This is a genomic window from Thioalkalivibrio sp. ALD1 (genome assembly GCF_000381245.1).
Taxonomy (GTDB): Bacteria; Pseudomonadota; Gammaproteobacteria; order Ectothiorhodospirales; family Ectothiorhodospiraceae; genus Thioalkalivibrio.
Genome location: NZ_KB906241.1, coordinates 732,501 through 755,412 on the forward strand (window position 1 = coordinate 732,501; position 22,912 = coordinate 755,412).

Genomic DNA, 22,912 nt, shown 5'->3' on the forward strand with positions numbered 1-22,912 from the left:
ATCGGAGTGAAAGGCTAATCAAGCTCGGAGATAGCTGGTTCTCCTCGAAAGCTATTTAGGTAGCGCCTCATGTATCACTCCCGGGGGTAGAGCACTGTTATGGCTAGGGGGTCATCCCGACTTACCAAACCATTGCAAACTCCGAATACCGGGAAGTGCGAGCATGGGAGACACACGGCGGGTGCTAACGTCCGTCGTGGAAAGGGAAACAACCCAGACCGCCAGCTAAGGTCCCAAAATCATGGCTCAGTGGGAAACGATGTGGGAAGGCAGAGACAGCCAGGAGGTTGGCTTAGAAGCAGCCATCCTTTAAAGAAAGCGTAATAGCTCACTGGTCGAGTCGGCCTGCGCGGAAGATTTAACGGGGCTTAAGCCATGTACCGAAGCTGCGGACTTGCTTTGCAAGTGGTAGAGGAGCGTTCTGTACGCCTGTGAAGGTGTGTCGAGAGGCATGCTGGAGGTATCAGAAGTGCGAATGCTGACATGAGTAACGATAAGATGGGTGAAAAACCCATCCGCCGAAAGCCCAAGGTTTCCTGCGCAACGTTAATCGGCGCAGGGTTAGTCGGCCCCTAAGGCGAGGCAGAAATGCGTAGTCGATGGGAAACAGGTTAATATTCCTGTACCTCGCGTTAATGCGATGGGGGGACGGAGAAGGCTAGGTCATCCGGCTGTTGGTGTCCGGTTTAAGTATGTAGGGAGTGTCCTTAGGCAAATCCGGGGACACAATCCTGAGATACGATGACGAGCTCCTACGGGAGCGAAGTGACTGATGCCCTGCTTCCAGGAAAATCCTCTAAGCTTCAGTTAACGCGGGACCGTACCCGAAACCGACACAGGTGGGCAGGGTGAGAATCCCAAGGCGCTTGAGAGAACTCGGGTGAAGGAACTAGGCAAAATGGTACCGTAACTTCGGGAGAAGGTACGCCTTGGCTGGTGATGGGACTTGCTCCCTGAGCTGGTCGAGGTCGCAGAGACCAGGCCGCTGCGACTGTTTATTAAAAACACAGCACTCTGCAAACTCGAAAGAGGACGTATAGGGTGTGACGCCTGCCCGGTGCCGGAAGGTTAATTGATGGGGTTAGCTTCGGCGAAGCCCTTGATCGAAGCCCCGGTAAACGGCGGCCGTAACTATAACGGTCCTAAGGTAGCGAAATTCCTTGTCGGGTAAGTTCCGACCTGCACGAATGGCGTAACGATGGCGGCGCTGTCTCCACCCGAGACTCAGTGAAATTGAAATCGCAGTGAAGATGCTGTGTACCCGCGGCTAGACGGAAAGACCCCGTGAACCTTTACTACAGCTTCACACTGAATTTTGAAATTGTTTGTGTAGGATAGGTGGGAGGCTTTGAAGCTGAGACGCTAGTCTTAGTGGAGCCAACCTTGAAATACCACCCTGGCAATTTTGGAGTTCTAACCCAGGCCTGTCATCCAGGTCGGGGACCGTGTGTGGTGGGTAGTTTGACTGGGGCGGTCTCCTCCCAAAGAGTAACGGAGGAGTGCGAAGGTACCCTCAGCGCGGTCGGAAATCGCGCGACGAGTGCAAAGGCAAAAGGGTGCTTAACTGCGAGACAGACACGTCGAGCAGGTGCGAAAGCAGGTCTTAGTGATCCGGTGGTTCTGTATGGAAGGGCCATCGCTCAACGGATAAAAGGTACTCCGGGGATAACAGGCTGATACTGCCCAAGAGTCCATATCGACGGCAGTGTTTGGCACCTCGATGTCGGCTCATCACATCCTGGGGCTGAAGCAGGTCCCAAGGGTATGGCTGTTCGCCATTTAAAGTGGTACGCGAGCTGGGTTTAGAACGTCGTGAGACAGTTCGGTCCCTATCTGCCGTGGGCGTCGGAGATTTGACAGGATCTGTCCTTAGTACGAGAGGACCGGGATGGACGCACCTCTGGTGTTCCGGTTGTCACGCCAGTGGCATTGCCGGGTAGCTATGTGCGGAAGGGATAACCGCTGAAAGCATCTAAGCGGGAAACCCACCTGAAGATGAGATCTCCCTGGACCCTCGAGGTCCCTGTAGGGCCGTTGAAGACTACAACGTTGATAGGCTGGGTGTGGAAGCGCGGTAACGCGTGCAGCTAACCAGTACTAATTGCCCGTGCGGCTTGACCATATAACACCCAAGGTGTTGATGGTTGGTCTCGACTGACACATCACTGTTGTACACATCACCTAGAATGCATTCCGAATTCAGATGACGCAGCGTTCGCGCTGGGTGATCTGGCCAGTTTGTCTGGCGGCAATAGCGAGTAGGAACCACCCGATCCCATCCCGAACTCGGAAGTGAAACTGCTCTGCGCCGATGGTAGTGTGGGGCCTCCCCATGTGAGAGTAGGTCACCGCCAGGCATTAATCCGAAGCCCGGCTCCCGTTTTGGGGGCCGGGCTTTTTTTATGGGGAGATGGCGCATGCGGGTCGGTGGCCGGCGCATAAGGTGCGGGAAATGGCTGAAACGGATTGGGTTATGGCTCGAGGCAAGAAACGAACGGATGGCGGGCTGGTCGCAGTCGGACTAGTCCTGATCGGGATCGGCCTCTATGCGGTGCTTGGGGGCGAGGTCGCTTTTACGCCCATTGCACCACGCGAGGGATCCGGGTTTGGTGGGCCAATTGCGACGATTATCGGGATCGCGTTTATTGCGGGCGGGATCTATTTCCTGCGGGAATCGCGCCGTTAGGGATACACGGAATTTCGTCCCACGGGCGTCCGGTGCCTAGGGGATGGAGCGCCAGTCGAAGCCTGTTTCCTGTGACGCAATCTCGATCTCGTCCCGACCGGCCCCTACACCGTCGCACAGCGCCCGTTCCGCGAGCTCGGGCCGGTTATTGTCGGTCGACAAGTGCATTCCGATCAGGTGTGCGAGCCGACTCGTGTCGGCACGCTGGAGTAGGCGAGTTGCATCGCGGTTGGGCAAATGGCCGTAACCATCTCCTATGCGGCGCTTGAGTTTCGGGGGGTAGCGGCCGGATGCGAGCAACTCGGGGCAGTGGTTGCACTCCAGAAGCAGAGCTTGGGCGCCGGAGGCGATCTCGATCATGTGCGGGGAGATATGCCCCGCATCGGTCATCAAGACGAGGCGCGAGGCGCCGTCGGAAAAGACGAACTGGGTGGGTTCGCGCGCGTCGTGCGGGACTGTGTAGGGGATGACCAGGGCATCATCGACCTCTACTGGGAGGTCAGGCTGGATCGGCTCGAAATGGGCGAACCCACTGTCGCGCGCCGCGAGGCGGGTGCCTGCGGAAGCGTAGACGCGCAGGCCGTAGCGGCGCGAGAGGGCTGGTGCGGAGCCGAGGTGGTCGCCGTGTTCGTGGGTGACGAATACGCCGTCGAGATCGGAGGCGGCGAGTCCTTGGCGTGCGAGGCGGCGTTCAATTTCCTGTACCGAGAAGCCGCAGTCCACCAGAAGGCGGGTAGAGCCTATTTCGACCACGAGCGCGTTGCCGCCACTCCCGCTGCCAAGTGAACAGAATCGGATCACGGGTTGCTCCGAAGGTGATTGCTTGGCGATGTTGCCGGGTTCGCAGATGTCCCTGTGTCCCCCGGGCCATTGGCGCAGGGGACACAGGGACGGGCATACCCCGGACTTGCTAGCGCTGCATCTGTGTCTGGATGCGCTCGAGGACGAACTCGGCGTCGCGATCACTCAGTCGGTCACCCTCAAGGTCACGTGCCTCGATCAGCAGGTCACCATCGCCTCGGTCCTGCAGGCGGATCTGGTAGCGTTCGTTTTCGCGGCGGTCTCCACCACGTCCGAACACGCGGCTGAAGAAGCCGCGCTCTTCGCGTTCGCCGGTCATGCCGGGACGGTAGGTCACCTCGTAGATTCCGGCCTGGCGATCCTGCTCGTCGACCAGCAGTCCGGCGCGGTCGAGGAATGTACCGAGCTGGCGCCACACGCGGTCGTATTCGCCGCCCAGCAGCAGAGCGGGCGAGCCATCATGTTCCGTGAGTTGCAGCTCTGTCGGGCGATCAACGAGGGTTTCGGCGACGCGTGTACCCCCTTCACCCGGATCCCCGGTGGTGAGGTATACGAGCAACCGGTTCAGCATCTCGGCTTCCAGTTCCGGATCCGAAGGGCGCATGGCCCAGCGCCAGGACTGGCCCTCGGCCTGCTCTTCGGCGCCGCGGTGCGTAATGTAGATCTCCGATCGTCCGTTATCGCGTTCGACGCGCATGCGGTACTGGTCGCGGGTGTTGGCGTCGTACACGTTGCCCAGAGCACGGGCAAAGATGTTCTGGGTGCCGCGAAGCGGGATCCCGGCGCGGTCCTCCGCCCACTCGGTTTGCATCACGCCCACCTGGGGCTCGTTGCGTTCCAGCCGCAGGTTCTGGCTGTCCCAGAAGGCGACCAGCCGATCCCAGATCTCGTCGGGATCGCCATCGACCTGGAGCCAGCGCGTCCCGCCGTCACGCATCAACTGTACTTCGGCGGATTCCGGGAGCACCTGGACGGTGCGGGTCGGGGCGCCGGGCTGGGCCTGCGCGGGCTGCTGCTGGCGTTGGGCCGTGTCCTGTTGCATGTCGCGGGCACTGATGCGGCCGCCCGGGTCATCGGGCAGGCGGTAGGCGCGTTCGGTGTCCGGCGCGATCAGGTCAGGCGGGACTTCCAGGTCCTCCATCTGGCGGCTCATTTCGTACTCCGGGCCAGACTGGCGGTCACCGCCCCAGCCTCCGCAACCAGCGACGGCGAGACCCGTAGCGATCGCGAGGGTGGCGCGCGCGGCGGAGTGATAGGGCTTGAAAGGCGATTTCATGATCGGACTCAGACCTCAATGCCGGCCTGGCGCAGGGCGTCCAGTACCGGTGCATGGAACGGTTCGGAAAGGGGTGTCAGGGGCAGGCGGATACCTTCCTCTATCATCCCCATGCGCTGCAAGGCCCATTTTACCGGGATGGGATTGGCTTCGAGGAACAGGGCCGAATGCAGACCATCCAGCTGGCGATTGATCTCGCGCGCTTCGTCTGCGCGATCCTCGCGCACGGCGCGGCACATGCGGGCCATCAGCGCCGGGGCGACGTTCGCGGTCACCGAGATCACTCCCTGCCCACCAGCCAGCAGGAAGGCCAGACCGTTGGCGTCTTCGCCGCTGAAAAGATCAATGCGGCCGCCCACACGCTCGACGAGCTCCGCGGTACGCTCGTTGCTGCCGGTCGCTTCCTTGATGCCGACGATATTCGGAATGTGGGCCAGTCGTTCTACGGTTTCGGGAAGCATGTCGACGGCCGTGCGTCCCGGGACGTTATAGAGGATCTGCGGGATGTCCACGGCCTCGGCAATGGCCTTGTGGTGCAGATACAGGCCTTCCTGTGTGGGCTTGTTGTAATACGGGGAAACCAGCAGGCAGGCATCGGCGCCGGCATCCCGGGCGCAGCGCGTCAGTGCGATTGCCTCCCGCGTGGAGTTCGCACCAGTGCCGGCGATCACCGGCAGACGACCGCCCACGGTGTTGACCGTATGGGCTATCGCTTCGCAGTGTTCGTCGAAATCGAGGGTGGCGGATTCGCCGGTGGTGCCGACTGCCACGATGGCGTCGGTGCCGGCCTCGATGTGGAATTCGAGGAGCCGATCAAGCGCCGGCCAGTCGAGACTGCCGTCCGCGTGCATCGGGGTCGCCAGTGCGACCATGCTGCCTTGAAACATCGACTCCTCCAGCGACGGTAATGGTGCAGTCTAACGGGCGCGCGACAAGGCGTTCAAGAAGCCGCGCGCAGACGCCGCGTTGAGGCACAGGGCCACCGTTGGCGCCGCGGTGGCGAGGTGGTATGTTCCCAGCCATCATGCCCGCAGACGCATCCAACCCGCCCAGCGTTATCCCAGGCCAGTGGCCGCCCCGCTGCGCCATGCGTTCCCGAGGCCGGCATGGCTGACGTTGTCGGGGCCGGTTCGCACACCCACCTGGTTCTCAATCTGATCGGGCCCGACCAGCCGGGTCTGGTGGCTGGCGTCACCCGCGTGATTGTCGATACGGGCTGCAACCTGGAATCCAGTCGCATCACTACCCTCGACGGTTACTGCTGCATGGCCCTGAGCGCCAGTGGCAACTGGAAGACTCTCGCTACGCTGGAATCCCGCCTCGAACGCCTGGAAGCCGAGCTGGATCTTGTGGTGACGGTACGCCGTGGCCCGCTGGATGAATCCAGTCATCCCGCGATGGCCTATGCGGTAGACGTGGTCGCGCTGGACGCCCCGGGGCTGGTCAATGCCCTGGCCGATTTTTTCACCAGCCGTGGCGTGAACCTGCGCGATGTGCAGACGCGTGTCTATACCGCCCAGCACACGGGCGCACGCATGTTCGCCGCCAACATGGTGGTGGATATCCCGGCGGGCCAGCACCTGGCCAGCCTGCGCGGGGAATTTATGGATTTTTGCGACGAACTGAACCTGGACGGCGTGTTGGATCCGATCAAGGCCTGATTCCGATCCGGTGCCGTCCGGCCCAACCTCGACACGGAGTGACACCTGATGACGATCGCCATTGACCAGACCGTTCCCGAAGACCTGCGCGTGCCCGCCACCGGCGAGCAGACGCTGGGCCCGGGTGATTTTCGCGGCAAGATCGTGGTGCTCTATTTCTACCCGAAGGACAGCACGCCGGGCTGCACCAACGAAAGCCGCGACTTCGCCGCCAGCAAGGCTGCGTTCGACGCCGCCGGTGCGGTCATTCTCGGGGTCTCGCGCGACAGCGTGAAAAGCCACGATAACTTCCGCGCCAAGCAGGAGCTGCCGTTCGACCTGCTAAGCGACGCTGACGAGCAGTTGTGCGAGGCGTTCGACGTGATCAAGATGAAGAACATGTATGGCAAACAGGTGCGCGGCATCGAACGCTCCACCTTCCTGATCGACGAGCAGGGTGTGCTGCGCCGGGAATGGCGCAAGGTCAAAGTGCCGGGGCATGTGGACGAGGTCCTGGCCGCGGTACGCGAGATGGCCGGCAAGTGAGGCGCCCCGCGAATTCTTCGAGAGTACTGGCAGTAGACGTTCGACCCATTTGTTTTCGACTCACCCCGGCCGCGGAGGCGCCATGAGCGAAACACCGGACGACCCGAAACGCCTGTTTGTCCTGGACACCAATGTCCTGATGCACGACCCCACCGCGCTGTTCCGCTTCAAGGAACACGACATCTTCCTGCCCATGGTCGTGCTCGAGGAACTCGACCGTGGCAAGAAGGGGGTCTCCGAGGTCGCGCGCAACGTGCGCCAGGTCTCGCGCTTTGTCGACGAGCTGATGAGTGGCGCGACCCACGAGCAGATTGCCGCCGGGTTGCCACTACAGGCCGAATCGCTCAGCGAGTCCACGCTTGCACCCTCCGGTCGGTTGTTCTTCCAGACCCGCAATCTCACTTCGCGCCTGCCGGACTCGCTGCCCGGCTCGACCCCGGACAATGACATCCTGGCCACCGCACAGGCACTCAAGACGGAGTGGTCGGACCTCCCGGTCACGCTGGTCTCCAAGGACATCAACCTGCGCATCAAGGCGGCGGTGATCGGCCTGCACGCGGAGGACTACTACAACGACCAGGTCCTGGACGACGTCAGCCTGCTGTTCTCCGGCATGACCGAGCTGCCGGCGGATTTCTGGGAGACCCACGGGACCAAGATGGACTCCTGGCAGGAGTCCGGCCGGACCTACTACCGGGTGACCGGTCCGCTGGTGGCCGAGTGGCAGCCCAACCAGTTCGTCTACCGCGAGGGCGAGAACCCGCTGTCCGCGATCGTGCTGGAGATTGACCAGCCGAACGAGTCCGCGGTGATCGAGCTGGTGGACGACTACATGACCCCGCGCCACAGCGTCTGGGGCATCAATGCCCGCAACCGCGAGCAGAACTACGCCCTGAACCTGCTGATGGACCCGGAGGTGGATTTCGTCTCACTGCTGGGGGCTGCCGGTACTGGCAAGACCCTGCTGGCGTTGGCCGCGGGGCTTGCGCAGACGCTGGAGGACAACACTTACAAGGAGATCATTATGACCCGGGTCACGGTCCCGGTGGGCGAAGACATCGGCTTCCTTCCCGGGACCGAGGAGGAGAAGATGACCCCCTGGATGGGCGCGCTGATGGACAACCTCGAGGTCCTGGCCAAGTCCGAGGGCGCGGGCGACTGGGGCCGGGCGGCTACGAACGACGTGCTGACCAGCCGCATCAAGATCCGCTCGCTGAACTTCATGCGCGGGCGCACCTTCCTCAGCCGCTACATCATCCTGGACGAGGCGCAGAACCTGACCTCCAAGCAGATGAAGACCCTCATCACCCGTGCCGGGCCGGGCACCAAGGTGGTGGCGCTGGGCAACATCGCGCAGATCGACACCCCGTACCTGACCGAGACCTCGTCCGGCCTGACCTACGTGGTAGATCGTTTCCGCAACTGGACCCACAGCGGGCACATCACACTAACCCGCGGCGAGCGCTCGCGCCTGGCGGACTACGCCTCGAATCACCTGTAGAGGCTGTTGGGGGCGTCCCGGCATTACGGGGCGTGGGAGGGGAGCTAACCGTCCTCGCTGTAGCGTACGCAGGCGCGGTCGGTCTCCCACAGGGTCAGCGAGTGCATGCGCAGGCCCGGGCGGTTCAGGCGTTCCGCCATCTGACGGAAGAACCACTGCGCGATGTTCTCGGCGGTCGGGTTGACCGTGTCGAACGGCGGGACGTCGTTCAGATAGCGGTGGTCCAGCTGCCCGGCGATCTCGCGCGCGGCGGTCTTGACCACCTTGAAGTCCACCGCCATGCCGGCGTCGTCCAGGGTCTCGGCCTGGACCTCGGCCTCCACCTTCCAGTTGTGTCCGTGCATATTCGCGCACTGCCCCGGGTAGTCGCGCAGGGTATGCGCGGAGGCAAAGTCGGTCAGGACACGAAGAGTGTAACGGGCGCTCATGGATCGATTCCGGCTAGCGCGACCATCACAGGGTCGCGAGGATACTCAGCCCGCGAAGCCTAGCCGTCCGCTGTCGGGGGCGCAATTCTCCTGCCCAAAGGCGTGGCGAATCGCGGCCAGCACGCCCTCGGTATCGAGGCCGCAGTCGGCCAGGATCTGCTCGCGCGAGCCGTGTTCGGTGAAGGCGTCCGGGATGCCCAGTAGCTGGCAGGGCAGGGTTAGCCCTTCGGCGGACAGCCATTCCAGCACCGCGCTGCCCGCGCCGCCCGCACGGGCATGATCCTCGAGCGTCACGAAGCCTTCGTGGCTGGCGGCCAGCCGCGCCAGCAGGTCGGTGTCGAGCGGCTTGATATAGCGCATGTTCACCACGGTCGCATCCAGCGCCTCGCCGGCGGCCAGGGCGGTTTCCAGCAGTGCACCGAAACTGAGGATCGCCAGGCCCCGTCCCTCGCGCACGACCTCGGCGCGTCCGATGGGCAGGGTCTCCAGGTCGTCACTGCCCCCTTCCGGCAAGACGCCGGGGCCGCCCCCGCGCGGATAGCGCACCGCCGCCGGGCCCTCGTACGCGTAACCAGTGGACAGCATCTGGCGGCACTCGCGCTCGTTGGCCGGGGCCATCAGCAGCATATTGGGGACGCTGCGCAGCAACGCGGTATCGAAGGTGCCGGCATGGGTCGGGCCATCGGCGCCGACAATCCCTGCACGATCCACCGCGAACAGCACCGGGAGGTTCTGCAGGGCGACGTCGTGGATCACCTGGTCCATCGCCCGCTGCAGGAAAGTCGAGTAGATGGCGACGACGGGCTTCTGCCTCTCGCAGGCCATGCCGGCGGCCAGCGTGACCGCGTGCTGCTCGGCGATGCCGACATCGAAGTAGCGTTCCGGGAACTGTTCGGAGAAGGCGACCAGGCCGGAGCCCTCGCGCATCGCCGGGGTAATGCCCAGCAGGCGTTCGTCGGCCGCGGCCTGGTCGCAAAGCCACTGACTGAAGATGTCGGTATAGGTCGGTGCCTTCGGGCCGGAGGGCTTCAGGCCGTTTTCCGGCTCGAACTTGGAGACCCCGTGGTAGCGGCAGGGGTCTTCCTCGGCCGGGGCATAGCCCTGACCCTTGCGCGTGACCACATGCAGCAGTTGCGGACCGTGACCGCCGCGCAGGTTCTTCAGGATCGATACCAGGCTGTTTACGTCGTGTCCGTCCACCGGCCCGAAGTAGCGAAAGCCCAACTCCTCGAACAGCGTGCCGGGCACGAGCATGCCCTTCATGTGTTCCTCGGCGCGTTCGGCAAAGGCCTTGACCGGCGGGACGAACTCCAGCATGCGCTTGGAGCCCTCACGCACCGAGCTGTAGATGCGTCCGGACAGCAGGCGGGTGAAATACTGGTTCATCGCGCCGACGTTGGGCGAGATCGACATGTCGTTGTCGTTCAGGATGACCAGCAGATTGCAGTCGAGATCGCCGATGTGGTTGAGCGCCTCGAAGGCCATGCCCGCGGTCATCGCCCCGTCGCCGATCACCGCCACATGGCGACGGTCCAGTCCCGCGTGCTTGGCGGCCAGAGCCATCCCGGCGGCCGCGCTGATCGAGGTACTGGAGTGCCCGGCCCCGAAGGCGTCGTATTCGCTTTCCGCGCGCTTGGGGAAGCCGGCCAGTCCGCCGTGCTGGCGCAGGCTGGCCATGCCGGCCCGCCGCCCGGTCAGGATCTTGTGCGCGTAGGCCTGGTGGCCGACATCCCAGACAATGCGGTCGTCCGGCGTGTTGAACGCGTAGTGCAGCGCGATCGCCAACTCCACCGTGCCCAGGTTGGCGGCCAGGTGCCCGCCCGTACGCGAGACGCTCTCGATCAGGAACTGGCGCAATTCGCCAGCCAGCCCGGGAAGCTCCGAGGCCGGGTGTGCCCGCAGGTCGGCGGGCCATTCGATTGCATCCAGCAGGGGGGTGGGGGTCATGATCGGGCCGTATCAGTTCATGCGGTCGACGATGTACCGCGCGAGGAAGCGAAGCAAGTCCGCCTCCTGGCCAAAGGGTTGCAGCTCGGCCAGTGCCTCGTCGACCAGGGACACCGCGCGTTCGCGCGAGGCCTCCAGGCCCTGCAGCGAGGGGAAGGTCGCCTTGTCCAGCCGGGCATCCGCGCCGCAGGCCTTGCCGAGCACCTCCGGGTCGCCCTCCACGTCGAGTACGTCATCGCGGATCTGGAAGGCCAGGCCAATGCACTCGGCGTAGCGGGTCAGGTGGCCGAGGCTGTCCTCCGAGACGCCACCGGCGATCGCGCCCAGGCGTACCGACACGCGGATCAGGGCGCCGGTCTTGAGCCGGTGCATGCGCTCCAGTTCCGCCAGATCGATCGGCTTGCCGCAGGCGCCGAGGTCGATGGCCTGCCCCCCCGCCATGCCGTGCAGGCCCGCGGCATGGGCGAGCTCGGCCAGGGCGTCCAGGCTAGCCTGGCCCGGCAGCGCGCGTACGCCAGCGGTCATAATCTCGAAGGCGCAGGCCTGCAGCGCATCCCCGGCAAGGATGGCCGTGGCTTCGTCGAACGCGCGGTGGCAGGTGGGCCGGCCACGGCGCAGGTCGTCGTTGTCCATCGCCGGCAGGTCGTCATGGATCAGCGAATAGACGTGGACCATCTCCACGGCCGCTGCCATCGCATCGAGCACTTCATCCGGGGCACTGCAGGTGGCCCCGGCCGCGTATACCAGGACTGGGCGCAGGCGCTTGCCGCCGGAAAGCGTGGCATAGCGCATGGCCTCGATCAGTCGCGTGTCGGGCGCGGCGTCGGGCGCGAGACGCTGGTCGAGTACGGTCTCGATACGACGCTGATAGGCCTTCAGCGCCTCGGATGGATCTGGGATGCTCACGGCGGAGGCCTAAAAGGGGACGTCGTCGGGGTCGGTCGGGGTGTCGGGGGCGCCCCCGGTCGCGGCGCCCTCCGAAGAAGGCGTGCTGGCGAGTTTCTCGATGCGGGCCTGGGCGTCGTCCAGCGCCTTCTGGCAGCGGCCGACCAGTTCCATGCCGCGCTGGAATTCCTCCAGAGACTGTTCCAGGCCCAGTTCGCCGGATTCCATTCGCGCGACCAGGGCCTCCAGGGCCTCCAGGCTGGCTTCGAACTCGGCGGGGCTGTCGGTGGACGGGTCGGTCATGGTGTCGGATTACTGTGTTGGATTCTTATTGGATCACGGGGGCCAAAAGGTGAGAAAGTATCCGATCCGCCGCGTCGAGGAAAGCAGCCGGGCGACCGGGGGCTTGTGTTTCGTGACCGTGCCCCCACGCTCAGCGGGGCAATCGGTTGACATGCGACCGGGTGCTGACTAGAGTTCTCAAGTGGTTTAGACAAAGTCTAAATTCCTGATCCGCACAACGGTCGCAATGGTGTGTGGATCCCAACCAGCAAGAGGAGAGACCCATGGAACTGAAAGGTAGCAAGACCGAAGAAGCCCTCAAGGAGGCCTTTGCCGGCGAATCGATGGCCAACCGTCGTTACCTGTACTTCGCTTCCAAGGCGGACGTCGAAGGCTACAACGACGTCGCGACCGTGTTCCGTTCCACCGCCGAAGGTGAAACCGGCCACGCCCACGGCCATCTCGAGTACCTCGAGAGCTGCGGCGATCCGGCCACCGGCCTGGAATTCGGTTCCACTTCCGCGAACCTGAAGACCGCCGTTGCCGGCGAGACCCACGAGTACACCGACATGTACCCGGGCATGGCCAAGACGGCCCGAGACGAGGGCTTCGATGAAGTCGCCGACTGGTTCGAGACCCTGGCCAAGGCGGAGCGTTCCCACGCCAACCGCTTCCAGAAGGCGCTGGACCAGCTGGACGACTAAGTCATTTCCCGGCTGTAGTACGCGGGGCCGGCCCTGGCCGGTCCCGCTTTTCCGGGAGGTACGGAACAGCCTGTGAAGTCAGCCCCGCGGCTGCGTTCGCATGTTGTTCCGTGTTTCCCTCGAAGCATCGTCACTGATACGGATACCGGAGGGATGCATGTCTGCGCCGACGCACCAACGTGAAGGAAGCCTGGAAGCACCGACCCGCCATCCGCTGGACTGGAAGAATCCCGAGTTCTACGACGAGGAATCGTTGTTCTCCGAGTTGGAGCGGGTCTTTGATATCTGTCACGGGTGCCGGCGCTGCGTCAGCCTCTGCAATTCCTTCCCCACGCTGTTCGATCTGGTCGACGAGTCCGAGACGATGGAGGTCGACGGGGTCGACAAGCAGGACTTCTGGAAAGTGGTCGATCACTGCTACCTGTGCGACCTGTGCTACCTGACCAAGTGCCCCTACGTTCCCCCGCATGAATGGAACGTGGATTTCCCGCACCTGATGCTGCGGGCCAAGGCCTTCCGTTTCCAGAACGAGGGTGCGAAGACTTCGCACAAGCTGATGTCCAGCACCGACACCGTCGGCAAGCTGGCGGGCATCCCGGTGGTCGCCGGCGCGGTCAATGCCGCAAACAAGAACGGTGCCGTGCGGAAAGTACTCGACAAGACCATGGGCGTGCACCCGGATGCCCCGGTCCCCGAATACCACTCGAAAAAGGGGCGCTCGCGCCTCGCGAAGGCCGCGAAGGGTGTCAGCAACCCCGAGCCGGCCGGCGCCACCCAGGGCAAGGTCGCCCTCTATGCGACCTGCTACGGCAACTACAACGAACCGCACCTGGTCGAGGACCTGGTCAAAGTCTTCGAGCACAACGGCATCGAGGTCACACTGGTCGACAAGGAACAGTGCTGCGGCATGCCCAAGCTGGAGCTGGGTGACCTGAAGTCGGTGGAGGCCTCCAAGGAGGCCAACATCCCGGCGATGAAGCGCATGATCGACCAGGGCTATGACATCGTCGCGCCGGTCCCGTCCTGCGTGCTGATGTTCAAGCAGGAACTGCCGCTGATGTTCCCGGAAGAAGCCGACGTGATTGCGGTGCGCGATCGCATCTTCGACCCGTTCGAATACCTGATGGAGCGGCACAAGGACGGCAAGCTCAATACCGACTTCCCCGACAGGCTCGGCAAGATTGCCTACCACGCCGCCTGCCACCTGAGGGTGCAGAACATGGGGCTCAAGACCCGCGACCTGCTAAAGCTCGTGCCGGATACCGAGATCGACGTGATCGAACGCTGCTCCGGGCATGACGGCACCTACGGTGTGAAGAGCGAGTTCTACGAGACTGCGGCCAAGATTTGCCGTCCGGTAGTGAACCGGGTGCAGAAGGCCGAGTCCGATCACTACTCGAGTGACTGCCCGATGGCCGGGCACATGATCGAGAACGGACTGCAGGGCAAGGGTGAGGACAAGGCGCCCGAGCACCCGCTGACCCTGCTGCGTCAGGCCTACGGCCTGTAGCGCCGGTTGTTTGCCAACAGAACACGACGTGCGCCCGCCGGGGCGATCGCGGATGGAGACAAGACATGGCCAGTGACAGCTACCACGAACCCGTCGAGGAACTGAGCGACGAGTCGCGCGAGATGCATCGCGCCATCGTCTCGCTGATGGAAGAACTCGAGGCGGTGGACTGGTACCAGCAGCGCATCGACGCCTGCAAGAACGAAGAACTCAAGGCGATCCTCGCGCACAACCGCGACGAGGAGATCGAGCACGCGGCAATGGTGCTGGAATGGATTCGGCGCCATAACCCGGTGTTCGACCACGAACTGAAAGACAACCTCTGGTCCGACAAGGACTACACGCAGATGGGGCACCACGATCACTGAGTGGTCCCGCGGACCATGCCGACGTGACGGAGGTATCGAGATGGAGGCAAGTGTGGACAAACTGAGTCGAGAAGACCTGTATTCGCTGGAGAAGTACCACGAGGTGCGGCCCCAGTTTCGCAACGAGGTCATGCAGCACAAGCGCAACCGCGTGGTGCAGGTGGGCCCGGCCGTGACCCTGCACTTCGAGGATCGCAAGACCATGCAGTACCAGATCCAGGAGATGCTGCGGGTCGAGAAGATCTTCGATTCCGAAGGCATCCAGGACGAGCTGGACGCCTACAACCCGCTGATCCCGGACGGTTCCAACTGGAAGGCGACCATGATGGTCGAGTACCCGGACGTGGACGAGCGCAAGGTGCAGCTGTCCAAGCTGATCGGGATCGAGCTCAAGACCTATGTGCAGGTCGAAGGCCACGACAAGGTCTACCCGATTGCGAACGAGGACCTGGATCGGGAAACCGACGACAAGACCTCCTCGGTGCATTTCCTGCGCTTCGAGCTGACCCCGGAGATGGTCTCCGCCGCGAAATCCGGTGCGGCCATTGCCATGGGAGTGGAGCACGAGAACTACAGCCACCGGCTGGACGCCGTCTCCGAGGGCACGCGCGAGTCTCTCGCGTCCGACTTCGATACCGTCAACTGACGCGGCCTTCTTGCCCGCTTCACCAAAGGCGCCTCCGGGCGCCTTTTTCGTTTCCGGTTCACGCCGGTGGCGGTTGTGGCTGGCCCTGGTTCGGCATCCGGTGTTTACGGTGGCTTCGGTCCACCGCCTGCCATGCGCTCACTCGCGAGCGCGCCGCGCCAGTTGTTGATCAAAAACGGGCTTCTTTGCTCGTGCAAAGAAGTACCCAAGAAACACGCCCGACTGCCGCGACCCCGGCCCGCTGTGCGGGCCGGGGTTTCCCTCGCTCCGAGGGTTTTCGCGGGCGGCGCTGAAACTCGCTACGCCTTCGGCTCCGCTCAGACAGTCAGCGCCTCTCTTCCCGCGAAAACCCTCTCCACTCGGCGCGACGACAACGGGGGGTGAAGGTCAAGACAGCAGCTGTCCCGGCGATTTTGCTTGTAGATGGAGGCTAGGTCTTCGGACATCTTCGGCACGCGCGGCCTGCGGCCGTGGCGTGCCGCGCCCGCCAGCGGGCGCTGGGGGGCGGGCAGGATGCGGATGAGTGCAGCGAATCGCATCAGAGTTGCCCCGACGTCGGAACGGTGCGTTTCGCTGCGCTCAACCGCACCCTATGGCGTTGGAGCCAAGCATAAGCGCGGGGAGGCCTTCTGTTTTGACCTTCCTCCCCCGTATGAAGCCCCTTGCGGAAGGGTCTTCGGGACGGAAGAGAGGCGCTGACTGTTTGAGCGTAGCGAGTTTCAGCGCCGCCGGCCCGAGGGCCCTGGAGCAAGGTTCCCGGGCGGAATCCGGGTGCGCCTCGACGGGTACTTTCTTGGGCAAGCAAGAAAGTACCTCGCGGCGCGCTGGCGAGACAGCGCAGGCAGGCGGCCGGACGAAGCCACCGTAAACTCCAGATGCCGAACGGTGCCTTGCCACAAGAGGCGGCGGGGCCAGGCGCTACAGGGCGTCGAGGACTTCCGATAGGCGGGAGACCGCAACCACCTCCATGCCCTTGATGGGCTTGCGCGGCGCGTTGGCCGCCGGTGCGATCGCCCGGGTATAGCCGTGCTTGGCCGCCTCGCGCAGGCGCTCCTCGCCGTTCGGTACCGGCCGGATCTCGCCGGCCAGCCCGACCTCGCCAAAGGCCAGCATCTCTTGCGGCAGCGGCCGGTCGCGAAAACTCGACAACGCGGCGGCGAGCATCGGCAGATCGGCCGCGGTCTCGGTTACGCGCACGCCTCCGACCACATTCACGAACACGTCCTGATCGAACAGCGCCACGCCACCGTGGCGGTGCAGTACAGCCAGCAGCATGGTCAGCCGGTTCTGTTCCAGCCCCACGGTGATGCGCCGCGGCTGCGGGGCATGGCTCTCGGAGACCAGGGCCTGCACCTCCACGAGCAGCGGCCGGGTGCCCTCGCGCGTGACCATGACTACGGAGCCGGGTACCGGCCCCTGATGCCGGGAAAGGAAGATGGCGGAAGGATTGGAGACGGCCTTGAGCCCATTCTCCAGCATCGCGAATACACCCAGCTCGTTGACCGCGCCGAAGCGGTTCTTTACCGCGCGCAACATGCGGTAGCGCCCGTCCGGGTCGCCCTCGAAGTACAGCACCGTGTCGACCATGTGCTCGAGTACGCGGGGGCCGGCCAGCTGGCCGTCCTTGGTTACGTGGCCTACCAGGATCACGGTGATGCCGCGCTGCTTGGCCAGGCGCACCAGGGCGGCGGCACTCTCACGCACCTGCCCGACCGAGCCGGGGGCGGATTGCAGTGCGGCGGTGTACAGCGTCTGGATGGAGTCGATCACCAGCACACGCGGGCGTTCGCGCTCGCAGGTGGCGATCACGTTTTCCACCTGCGTCTCGGTCAGCAGGCGCAGCCCGTCGACCTCGAGTCCGAGGCGCCGCGCGCGCATGCTGATCTGCTGGGCAGATTCTTCGCCGGTCACGTAGAGCGTGTCGCCGACCGGCAGCATGGCCAGGGTCTGCAGCAGCAGGGTGGACTTGCCGATCCCCGGGTCGCCGCCTAGCAGCACGACCGACCCGTGTACCAACCCGCCGCCCAGGGCGCGGTCCAGCTCCGACAGGCCGGTGCCGGTGCGAGGGACCTCGCCTGCCTCTATCTCGCCCAGTCGGGTGATGCCGGCGACCTCGCCCGCGTAACCGCCGCGTGGGCCGGACTGGGTGGCCGGTGCGGCCTCCTCCAGGGTGTTCCAGGCGCCGCAGTCGCCACACTGGCCCGCCCACTTTGGGCTTACCGCGCCGCATTCCCGGCAGACGTACTGGGTCTTCGCCTTCGCCATCAGGCTTCCTTGTGGTTCGGGCTTGTTGGTAGGTCGGGGGCGACCACGCGCACGGTGCGGATGGTGTTGTTCTTGATCTGCACGATGTCCATCACCACGCCGTTGATGCGTACACTCACCGGCGCCTCGGGGATGCTCTCGAGGTACTCGACGATCAGCCCGCTCAAGGTCTTGGGGCCATCCACCGGGAGCTCCAGACCCAGCGATCGGTTCAGCTCGCGCAGGTGGATGCCGCCATCGACCATCGCCGAGCCATCCTCCTGACGCAGCACGTCGTCGCTCATCGCCGGGGAATCGGTGGTGAATTCGCCAACGATCTCCTCCAGTAGATCTTCCAGGGTGATCAGACCTTCGATGTCGCCGTACTCGTCCACCACCAGGCCGATCCGCTTTTTCTGTTGTTGGAAGTTGATCAGCTGGCGGTTCAGCGCCGTGCCCTCGGGGATGAAATAGGGCGGCGTGAGGATCTGGCGCAGGTCTTCGGCGTCGAAGTCGTCACGTTCGATCAGCGGAATCACGTCGCGGCGGTGCAGGAAGCCGACGATATGATCCAGCTCGCCCTCGACCACCGGCAGGCGGGTGAAGCTGCCGTGTACCAGCTGCTCGACGACCTCGTTCCAGGGCTCGTTCAGGTCCAGGACCACGATCTCGTTACGCGGGATCATGATGTCCTCGACCGTGGTGCGCTCCAGGTCCAGCAGGTTCAGCAGCATGCGCTGGTGGTTGGCCGGGATCAGGGCGCCGGCCTCGGAGACCACGCTGCGCAACTCGTCAGTGTTCAGGGCCGATCGCCTCCCAGGCTGCATGTGCACGCCGAACAGGCGCAGCACGCTGTTGGCCAGCACGTTGATCATCCAGACGACGGGCCACAGGACTTTCAGCAGACCCGAGTAGATCCAGGCTGCCGGGTAGGCGACGCGCTCGCTGTGCAGCGCCGCGAGGGTCTTGGGGGCCGTCTCGGCGACGATCAGCAGGGTCAGCGTGAGCACGCCGGTGGCGATGGCGACGCCGGTGTCGCCGAACAGCCGCCAGCCGATAAAGGTGGCGATCTGTGCAATCAGGATGTTGACGAAATTGTTGCCCAGCAGGATCAGCCCGATCAGGCGGTCCGGACGCTCCAGCAGGCGGGCGGCGATCGCCGCGCCCCGGTGCCCGGTCTGGGCGCGGTGGCGCATGCGGTAGCGGTTAAGCGCCATTAGCGCGGTCTCCGAACCGGAGAAGAACGCCGACAGCAGGAACAGGACGATCAGGGCGCCGAACAGAAAGGAGAGCGGGATCTCTTGCAAGGGGCGGCCTGCGGGTCAGGGATGGGATGTTCGCCCGGTGACGGGCGTCCGGGTCATTTCAGGCAAGCGCTGCCGGGGTGTCAAGCCCGAGCGTGCCCTGATCAGACACGCCCGAGGATGACTTCCAGCACGAGCTTGGAACCGAAGTAGGCCAGCACCAGTACCACGAAACCACCGGTGGTCCAGGCCAGCGCCCGCGTCCCGCGCCAGCCCAGGCGCCAGCGCCCGAGCAACAAAATGGAAAAGATCCCCCAGGCCAGCAGCGACAGGATGGTCTTGTGCACCAGGTGCTGGGCGAACAGGTCGTCCACGAAGATCAGCCCGGAGAGCAGGCTGAGCCCGAGGAACAGCCAGCCGATGAAGATCATGCGGAACAGCCAGATCTCCATCGAGAACAGTGGCGGCAGGAAGCGCACGATCCCGGAAGTGTGATGGTTGTGCAGTGCTCGGTGTTGAGTGGCCATCACCGCGGCCTGTGCCGTGGAGAGCGCGAGGAACGCCCAGCCTAGCGCCGAAAACAGGATATGCACGTCGATCCCGGCCGAAGTCGCGTAGCGCGTGCCGTCTTCGCACAGCAGGGCACCCAGGGCCGCCAGTGCGGTGAGCGGCAGGATCACCACACCCAGCACGGCCAATGGGTGACGCAGGGCGGTCAGCCACAGCAGCGCGGCCACCAGCCACAGCGAGGCGGACAGGGCATTGCCCAGGCACAGGTTCAGGCCGGCCTCGGTTACCACCAGCGGGATCAGGGCCGCCAGGTGCACGATCAGGGCGGCCAGCCACAGTATCAGGGGCGCGCGCGGTTGCCCGGCCGCCAGGGGCTGGGTGCGGGTGGCGACGATCAGGTATCCCGTGGTGGCGAGATACAGCGCTACGGCGAGCAATCCGGCAACGGTGGTCATGGCTGGCGATTATCCCCGCTCGCGCGCCTGAATGCACATTCGTGCCGGCAAACCCGGAATGCGACTGGGGCCGTGCAGCCGGGGTGTCGGGCCCGCTATACTGTGCGGTCCTTCCCGGCGATGACCGGGGCCCGAGCGAGACGAGGACAGACGATGTTCGACGGCCTTTCCAGCCGCCTCCAGGAGACCATGAAGCGCCTGAAAGGCCAGGCGCGGCTCACCGAGGACAATATTCAGGACGCGCTGCGCGAGGTGCGCATGGCCCTGCTGGAGGCCGATGTGGCCCTGCCGGTGGTGCGCGAGTTCGTCAAGGACGTCAAGGAAAAGGCCCTGGGCAAGGAGGTCATCGGGAGCCTGACCCCGGGGCAGGCCCTGATCAAGGTCGTCCATGACGAACTCATCGCGACGATGGGCGGGGAGAACGCCTCGCTGAACCTGGCGGTCCAGCCACCGGCCGTGGTGCTGGTGGCCGGCCTGCAGGGCGCGGGCAAGACCACCAGTATCGGCAAGCTCGCGCGCCTGTTGCGCGAGCGCGAGAAGAAGAAGGTCGCGGTGGTCAGCTGCGACGTCTACCGACCGGCGGCGATTCAGCAGCTGGAGACGCTGGCCGGGCAGGTCGGGGTTACGTTCTATTCCAGTGACACTAGCCAGAACCCCGACGCGATTGCGAGCGGCGCGGTGGAGCGCGCGCGGCGTGACGGCACCGAGGTGTTGCTGGTGGATACCGCCGGGCGGCTGCATGTCGACGAAGACATGATGGCCGAGGTGAAGAGCCTGCATCAGGCGATCGATCCGATCGAGACCTTGTTCGTGGTCGACTCCATGACCGGCCAGGACGCGGCGAATACCGCGCGCGCCTTTGGCGAGGCCCTGCCGCTGACCGGCGTGGTGCTGACCAAGGCCGACGGTGACGCCCGTGGTGGTGCCGCGCTGTCGGTGCGCCAGATCACCGGCGTGCCGATCAAGTTCATCGGCATGGGCGAGCGCCCGGATGCGCTCGAGCCGTTCCATCCCGAGCGCATCGCCTCGCGCATCCTTGGCAAGGGCGATGTCCTGTCCCTGGTCGAGGAGGCCAGCCGTCAAGTCGACCAGGACAAGGCGGCCAAGCTCACGCGCAAGCTGAAGAAGGGGCGGGGCTTCGATCTGAACGACCTGCGCGAGCAGCTCGGCCAGATGCAGAAGATGGGTGGGATCAGTTCGATGCTGGAAAAGCTGCCCGGGGGCGGCAAGCTGCCGGACGCGGTGAAGAACCAGGCCAACGACAAGGAGATCGGTCGCATGATGGCGGTGATCTCGTCGATGACCGAGCACGAGCGGCGCCATCCGGACATCATCAAGGGTTCGCGCAAGCGCCGGATCGCCGCCGGGTCCGGTACCCAGATTCAGGACGTGAATCGCCTGCTCAAGCAGCACGCGCAAATGAGCAAAGCGATGAAGAAATTCTCCAAGGGTGGCGCATCGAAGATGATGCGCGCCCTGGGCGGAAAAGTCGGCGGCATGGGTGGAATGGGCGGCCCCGGTGGGGGCATGCCGTTTCGCTAGTTGGCCGCCGGGCTTGCCCTCGGCACCTTGTGCTGGCGGCGGGATTCGTTATAATCGCGCGTTTTCTCGAGAAAACGGACTCAAACGGGGTTCTACAGAACATATGGTTACGATTCGCCTGCTTCGCCGCGGCGCCAAAAAGCGCCCGTTCTACTCGATCGTTGTCACCGATTCGCGCAAGCGTCGGGACAGCGGTTACAAGGAACAGATCGGTTTCTTCAACCCGGTCGCCCGCGGTCAGGAAGAGCCGCTGCGCATCGACCTGGAGCGCGTGGACTACTGGCTGGGCCACGGCGCCGCCCTGTCCGAGCGTGTGAACCATCTGGTCAAGGGCTACCGCAAGCAGCAAGCCGCGGCCTGAGGCCGTCGGCTCGCTGATTACGCGTAGTCCGAGCCCCGGTGATGAGCGAGGCGGGTGAACGCATCCGCGTCGGGCGCGTCTCCGGGGTGTACGGCGTGAAGGGCTGGGTCCGGATCTTTTCCGAGACGGAGCCGCGCGCCGCGATTGCCGACTTCCCCCGCCTGTGGCTGCGTTCCGGCGCCGCCTGGCGGCTCGCGGAGGTCGAAGCGGGCCGGGCCCACGGGCCCGGCGTCGTGATGAAATTTGCCGAGACCGCGGATCGTGAGGCGGCCTACGGCCTGATGGGCGCCGAGCTGGCGATCGAGCGCGACTGGCTCCCGCCCACCAAGGACGGCGAGTATTACTGGGCCGACCTGCTGGGCATGGAAGTCGAGCATCAAGACGGGACTGCGCTTGGGCACATCTCCGGATTTATGGAGACCGGCGCCAATGATGTGCTGGTCGTGCGCGGCGACCGCGAACGACTCATCCCGTGGGTACGGGATCAGTACGTTCTGGATGTGGACCTGGAGGCCCGGCGGTTGCGGGTCGACTGGGACCCGGAATTCTGAGGCGCACGATGCGCTTCGATATCGTCACGCTGTTTCCGGAGCTGGTGATGGCGGTGGGCGAGTCCGGGGTGACCGGGCGGGCGGTGCAGCAGGGCCGGCTCGCGCTGGAGACCTGGAACCCGCGTGACTGGGGTGCCGGTTTCCACCAGGCGGTGGATGATCGCCCCTATGGCGGCGGTCCCGGCATGGTCATGCAGTATGGGCCGCTGGCGTCCGCGCTGGAGGCAGCGCGGGCCGACGCGACGGCACCCCTGCACGTGATCGCCCTGACCCCGCAGGGGCGGCCGATCCGGCAGGCGATGTTGCGGGAGCTGGTCAGGAAGCCGCGTGTGGCCCTGGTGTGCGGCCGCTACGAGGGCATCGACGAGCGCTTCATCGAGGCGCAGGTCGACGAGGAATGGTCGCTGGGCGACTATGTCCTGTCTGGTGGCGAGCTGGGCGCGATGGTGGTGATCGATGCCTGTGCGCGCCTGCTCCCGGGTGTGCTCGGGCATGCGGATTCCGCCGGGCAGGACTCGTTCAGCGAGGGCCTGCTCGACTGCCCACACTACACGCGGCCGGAGGTCGCCGCGGGGCGTGCGGTACCGCCGGTCCTGCTGGGAGGCGACCATGGCGCCATACGGCGCTGGCGCCGACGCGAGGCGCTGGGGCGTACTTGGGAACGGCGGCCGGATCTTCTGGCGCGCGAAGAACTCGGGGCCGAGGATCTGGCCCTGTTGGACGAATACCGTGTGGAACGCCGGACGGGCGGTCCGCATACCGAAAGCGATGATTGAGGTCGAACG

General features: G+C 64.6%; 22 protein-coding genes and 2 rRNA genes (1 of these 24 running past the window's edge). 14 read left to right on the forward strand and 10 right to left on the reverse strand.

All coding sequences use genetic code 11. The features are described 5' to 3' along the window. The 3 genes from F623_RS0103475 to F623_RS0103485 all read left to right on the forward strand — a co-directional run. Nucleotides 1-2,122 (forward strand): 23S ribosomal RNA (locus tag F623_RS0103475) (it extends 758 nt beyond the left edge of the window). 119 nt (nt 2,123-2,241) lie between these two features. Next, nucleotides 2,242-2,357, forward strand: a 5S ribosomal RNA gene (gene rrf, locus F623_RS0103480). A gap of 116 nt (nt 2,358-2,473) precedes the next feature. Further along, entirely contained in the window at nt 2,474-2,686 is a 213-nt protein-coding gene (locus F623_RS0103485) for a hypothetical protein (RefSeq protein ID WP_018860688.1), read from the forward strand. A 36-nt stretch (nt 2,687-2,722) separates the two neighbouring features. Here F623_RS0103485 and F623_RS12800 read toward each other — a convergent pair whose 3' ends face one another. The 3 genes from F623_RS12800 to dapA form a co-directional block, all read right to left on the reverse strand. Further along, the gene (locus F623_RS12800; protein WP_038040150.1) at nt 2,723-3,439 is read right to left on the reverse strand and encodes an MBL fold metallo-hydrolase; all 717 of its coding nucleotides are present in this window, start codon (nt 3,437-3,439) and stop codon (nt 2,723-2,725) included. 157 nt (nt 3,440-3,596) lie between these two features. Further along, complete coding sequence (gene bamC, locus F623_RS0103500) at nt 3,597-4,763, reverse strand: outer membrane protein assembly factor BamC (protein ID WP_038040153.1); 1,167 nt, start codon at nt 4,761-4,763, stop codon at nt 3,597-3,599. Nucleotides 4,764-4,771: 8 nt separating this feature from the next. Further along, nucleotides 4,772-5,650, reverse strand: a complete 879-nt coding sequence (dapA, locus tag F623_RS0103505) for a 4-hydroxy-tetrahydrodipicolinate synthase (RefSeq protein WP_018860684.1) — start codon at nt 5,648-5,650, stop codon at nt 4,772-4,774. A 219-nt stretch (nt 5,651-5,869) separates the two neighbouring features. Here dapA and F623_RS0103510 point away from each other — a divergent pair, with 219 nt between their 5' ends. From F623_RS0103510 to F623_RS0103520, 3 genes are all read left to right on the forward strand, one after another. Next, on the forward strand, nt 5,870-6,424 hold the full coding sequence (locus tag F623_RS0103510) for a glycine cleavage system protein R (RefSeq protein WP_018860683.1): 555 nt from the start codon (nt 5,870-5,872) through the stop codon (nt 6,422-6,424). Nucleotides 6,425-6,472: 48 nt separating this feature from the next. Continuing rightward, the gene (locus F623_RS0103515) at nt 6,473-6,949 is read left to right on the forward strand and encodes a peroxiredoxin (RefSeq protein WP_018868064.1); all 477 of its coding nucleotides are present in this window, start codon (nt 6,473-6,475) and stop codon (nt 6,947-6,949) included. A gap of 82 nt (nt 6,950-7,031) precedes the next feature. Beyond that, entirely contained in the window at nt 7,032-8,450 is a 1,419-nt protein-coding gene (locus F623_RS0103520; protein WP_018868063.1) for a PhoH family protein, read from the forward strand. Nucleotides 8,451-8,494: 44 nt separating this feature from the next. On the opposite strand, the gene queD is transcribed toward F623_RS0103520, so the two are convergent. The 4 genes from queD to F623_RS0103540 are packed head-to-tail and all read right to left on the reverse strand — an operon-like array spanning nt 8,495 to nt 12,013. Continuing rightward, entirely contained in the window at nt 8,495-8,878 is a 384-nt protein-coding gene (gene queD, locus F623_RS0103525) for a 6-carboxytetrahydropterin synthase QueD (protein WP_018860681.1), read from the reverse strand. A 45-nt stretch (nt 8,879-8,923) separates the two neighbouring features. Continuing rightward, a complete protein-coding gene (dxs, locus tag F623_RS0103530) occupies nt 8,924-10,825 on the reverse strand; it encodes a 1-deoxy-D-xylulose-5-phosphate synthase (protein WP_018860680.1) in 1,902 nt (633 codons plus the stop codon). Nucleotides 10,826-10,837: 12 nt separating this feature from the next. Continuing rightward, complete coding sequence (ispA, locus tag F623_RS0103535; protein WP_018860679.1) at nt 10,838-11,731, reverse strand: (2E,6E)-farnesyl diphosphate synthase; 894 nt, start codon at nt 11,729-11,731, stop codon at nt 10,838-10,840. A gap of 9 nt (nt 11,732-11,740) precedes the next feature. After that, a complete protein-coding gene (locus F623_RS0103540) occupies nt 11,741-12,013 on the reverse strand; it encodes an exodeoxyribonuclease VII small subunit (protein ID WP_018860678.1) in 273 nt (90 codons plus the stop codon). A gap of 263 nt (nt 12,014-12,276) precedes the next feature. Here F623_RS0103540 and F623_RS0103545 point away from each other — a divergent pair, with 263 nt between their 5' ends. From F623_RS0103545 to F623_RS0103560, 4 genes are all read left to right on the forward strand, one after another. Further along, the gene (locus F623_RS0103545; RefSeq protein ID WP_018860677.1) at nt 12,277-12,696 is read left to right on the forward strand and encodes a rubrerythrin family protein; all 420 of its coding nucleotides are present in this window, start codon (nt 12,277-12,279) and stop codon (nt 12,694-12,696) included. Nucleotides 12,697-12,853: 157 nt separating this feature from the next. Next, complete coding sequence (locus F623_RS0103550) at nt 12,854-14,206, forward strand: heterodisulfide reductase-related iron-sulfur binding cluster (protein WP_018860676.1); 1,353 nt, start codon at nt 12,854-12,856, stop codon at nt 14,204-14,206. Nucleotides 14,207-14,271: 65 nt separating this feature from the next. Continuing rightward, nucleotides 14,272-14,574, forward strand: coding sequence for an encapsulin-associated ferritin-like protein (locus tag F623_RS0103555; RefSeq protein WP_018860675.1), 303 nt, complete (start codon nt 14,272-14,274; stop codon nt 14,572-14,574). A 40-nt stretch (nt 14,575-14,614) separates the two neighbouring features. Then, entirely contained in the window at nt 14,615-15,220 is a 606-nt protein-coding gene (locus F623_RS0103560) for a DUF3501 family protein (RefSeq protein ID WP_018868062.1), read from the forward strand. A gap of 918 nt (nt 15,221-16,138) precedes the next feature. Here F623_RS0103560 and radA read toward each other — a convergent pair. The 3 genes from radA to F623_RS0103575 form a co-directional block, all read right to left on the reverse strand. After that, nucleotides 16,139-17,485 (reverse strand): DNA repair protein RadA, encoded by a 1,347-nt coding sequence (radA, locus tag F623_RS0103565; protein ID WP_018860673.1) that lies wholly within the window; start codon nt 17,483-17,485, stop codon nt 16,139-16,141. Then, nucleotides 17,485-18,771, reverse strand: coding sequence for an HlyC/CorC family transporter (locus F623_RS0103570; RefSeq protein WP_018868061.1), 1,287 nt, complete (start codon nt 18,769-18,771; stop codon nt 17,485-17,487). The genes radA and F623_RS0103570 overlap by 1 nt, the downstream gene beginning before the upstream one ends. Nucleotides 18,772-18,872: 101 nt before the next feature. Further along, entirely contained in the window at nt 18,873-19,673 is an 801-nt protein-coding gene (locus tag F623_RS0103575) for an inner membrane protein YpjD (protein WP_018860671.1), read from the reverse strand. Between the two features lie 153 nt (nt 19,674-19,826). On the opposite strand from F623_RS0103575, the gene ffh reads away from it, so the two are divergent. The 4 genes from ffh to trmD all read left to right on the forward strand — a co-directional run bounded on the left by ffh (nt 19,827) and on the right by trmD (nt 22,903). Continuing rightward, complete coding sequence (ffh, locus tag F623_RS0103580) at nt 19,827-21,215, forward strand: signal recognition particle protein (RefSeq protein ID WP_018860670.1); 1,389 nt, start codon at nt 19,827-19,829, stop codon at nt 21,213-21,215. A gap of 103 nt (nt 21,216-21,318) precedes the next feature. Continuing rightward, nucleotides 21,319-21,576, forward strand: coding sequence for a 30S ribosomal protein S16 (rpsP, locus tag F623_RS0103585; protein WP_018860669.1), 258 nt, complete (start codon nt 21,319-21,321; stop codon nt 21,574-21,576). A gap of 41 nt (nt 21,577-21,617) precedes the next feature. Beyond that, complete coding sequence (gene rimM / locus F623_RS0103590; protein ID WP_018860668.1) at nt 21,618-22,127, forward strand: ribosome maturation factor RimM; 510 nt, start codon at nt 21,618-21,620, stop codon at nt 22,125-22,127. 8 nt (nt 22,128-22,135) lie between these two features. Further along, complete coding sequence (gene trmD, locus F623_RS0103595) at nt 22,136-22,903, forward strand: tRNA (guanosine(37)-N1)-methyltransferase TrmD (RefSeq protein WP_018860667.1); 768 nt, start codon at nt 22,136-22,138, stop codon at nt 22,901-22,903. Nucleotides 22,904-22,912 lie beyond the last annotated feature (9 nt).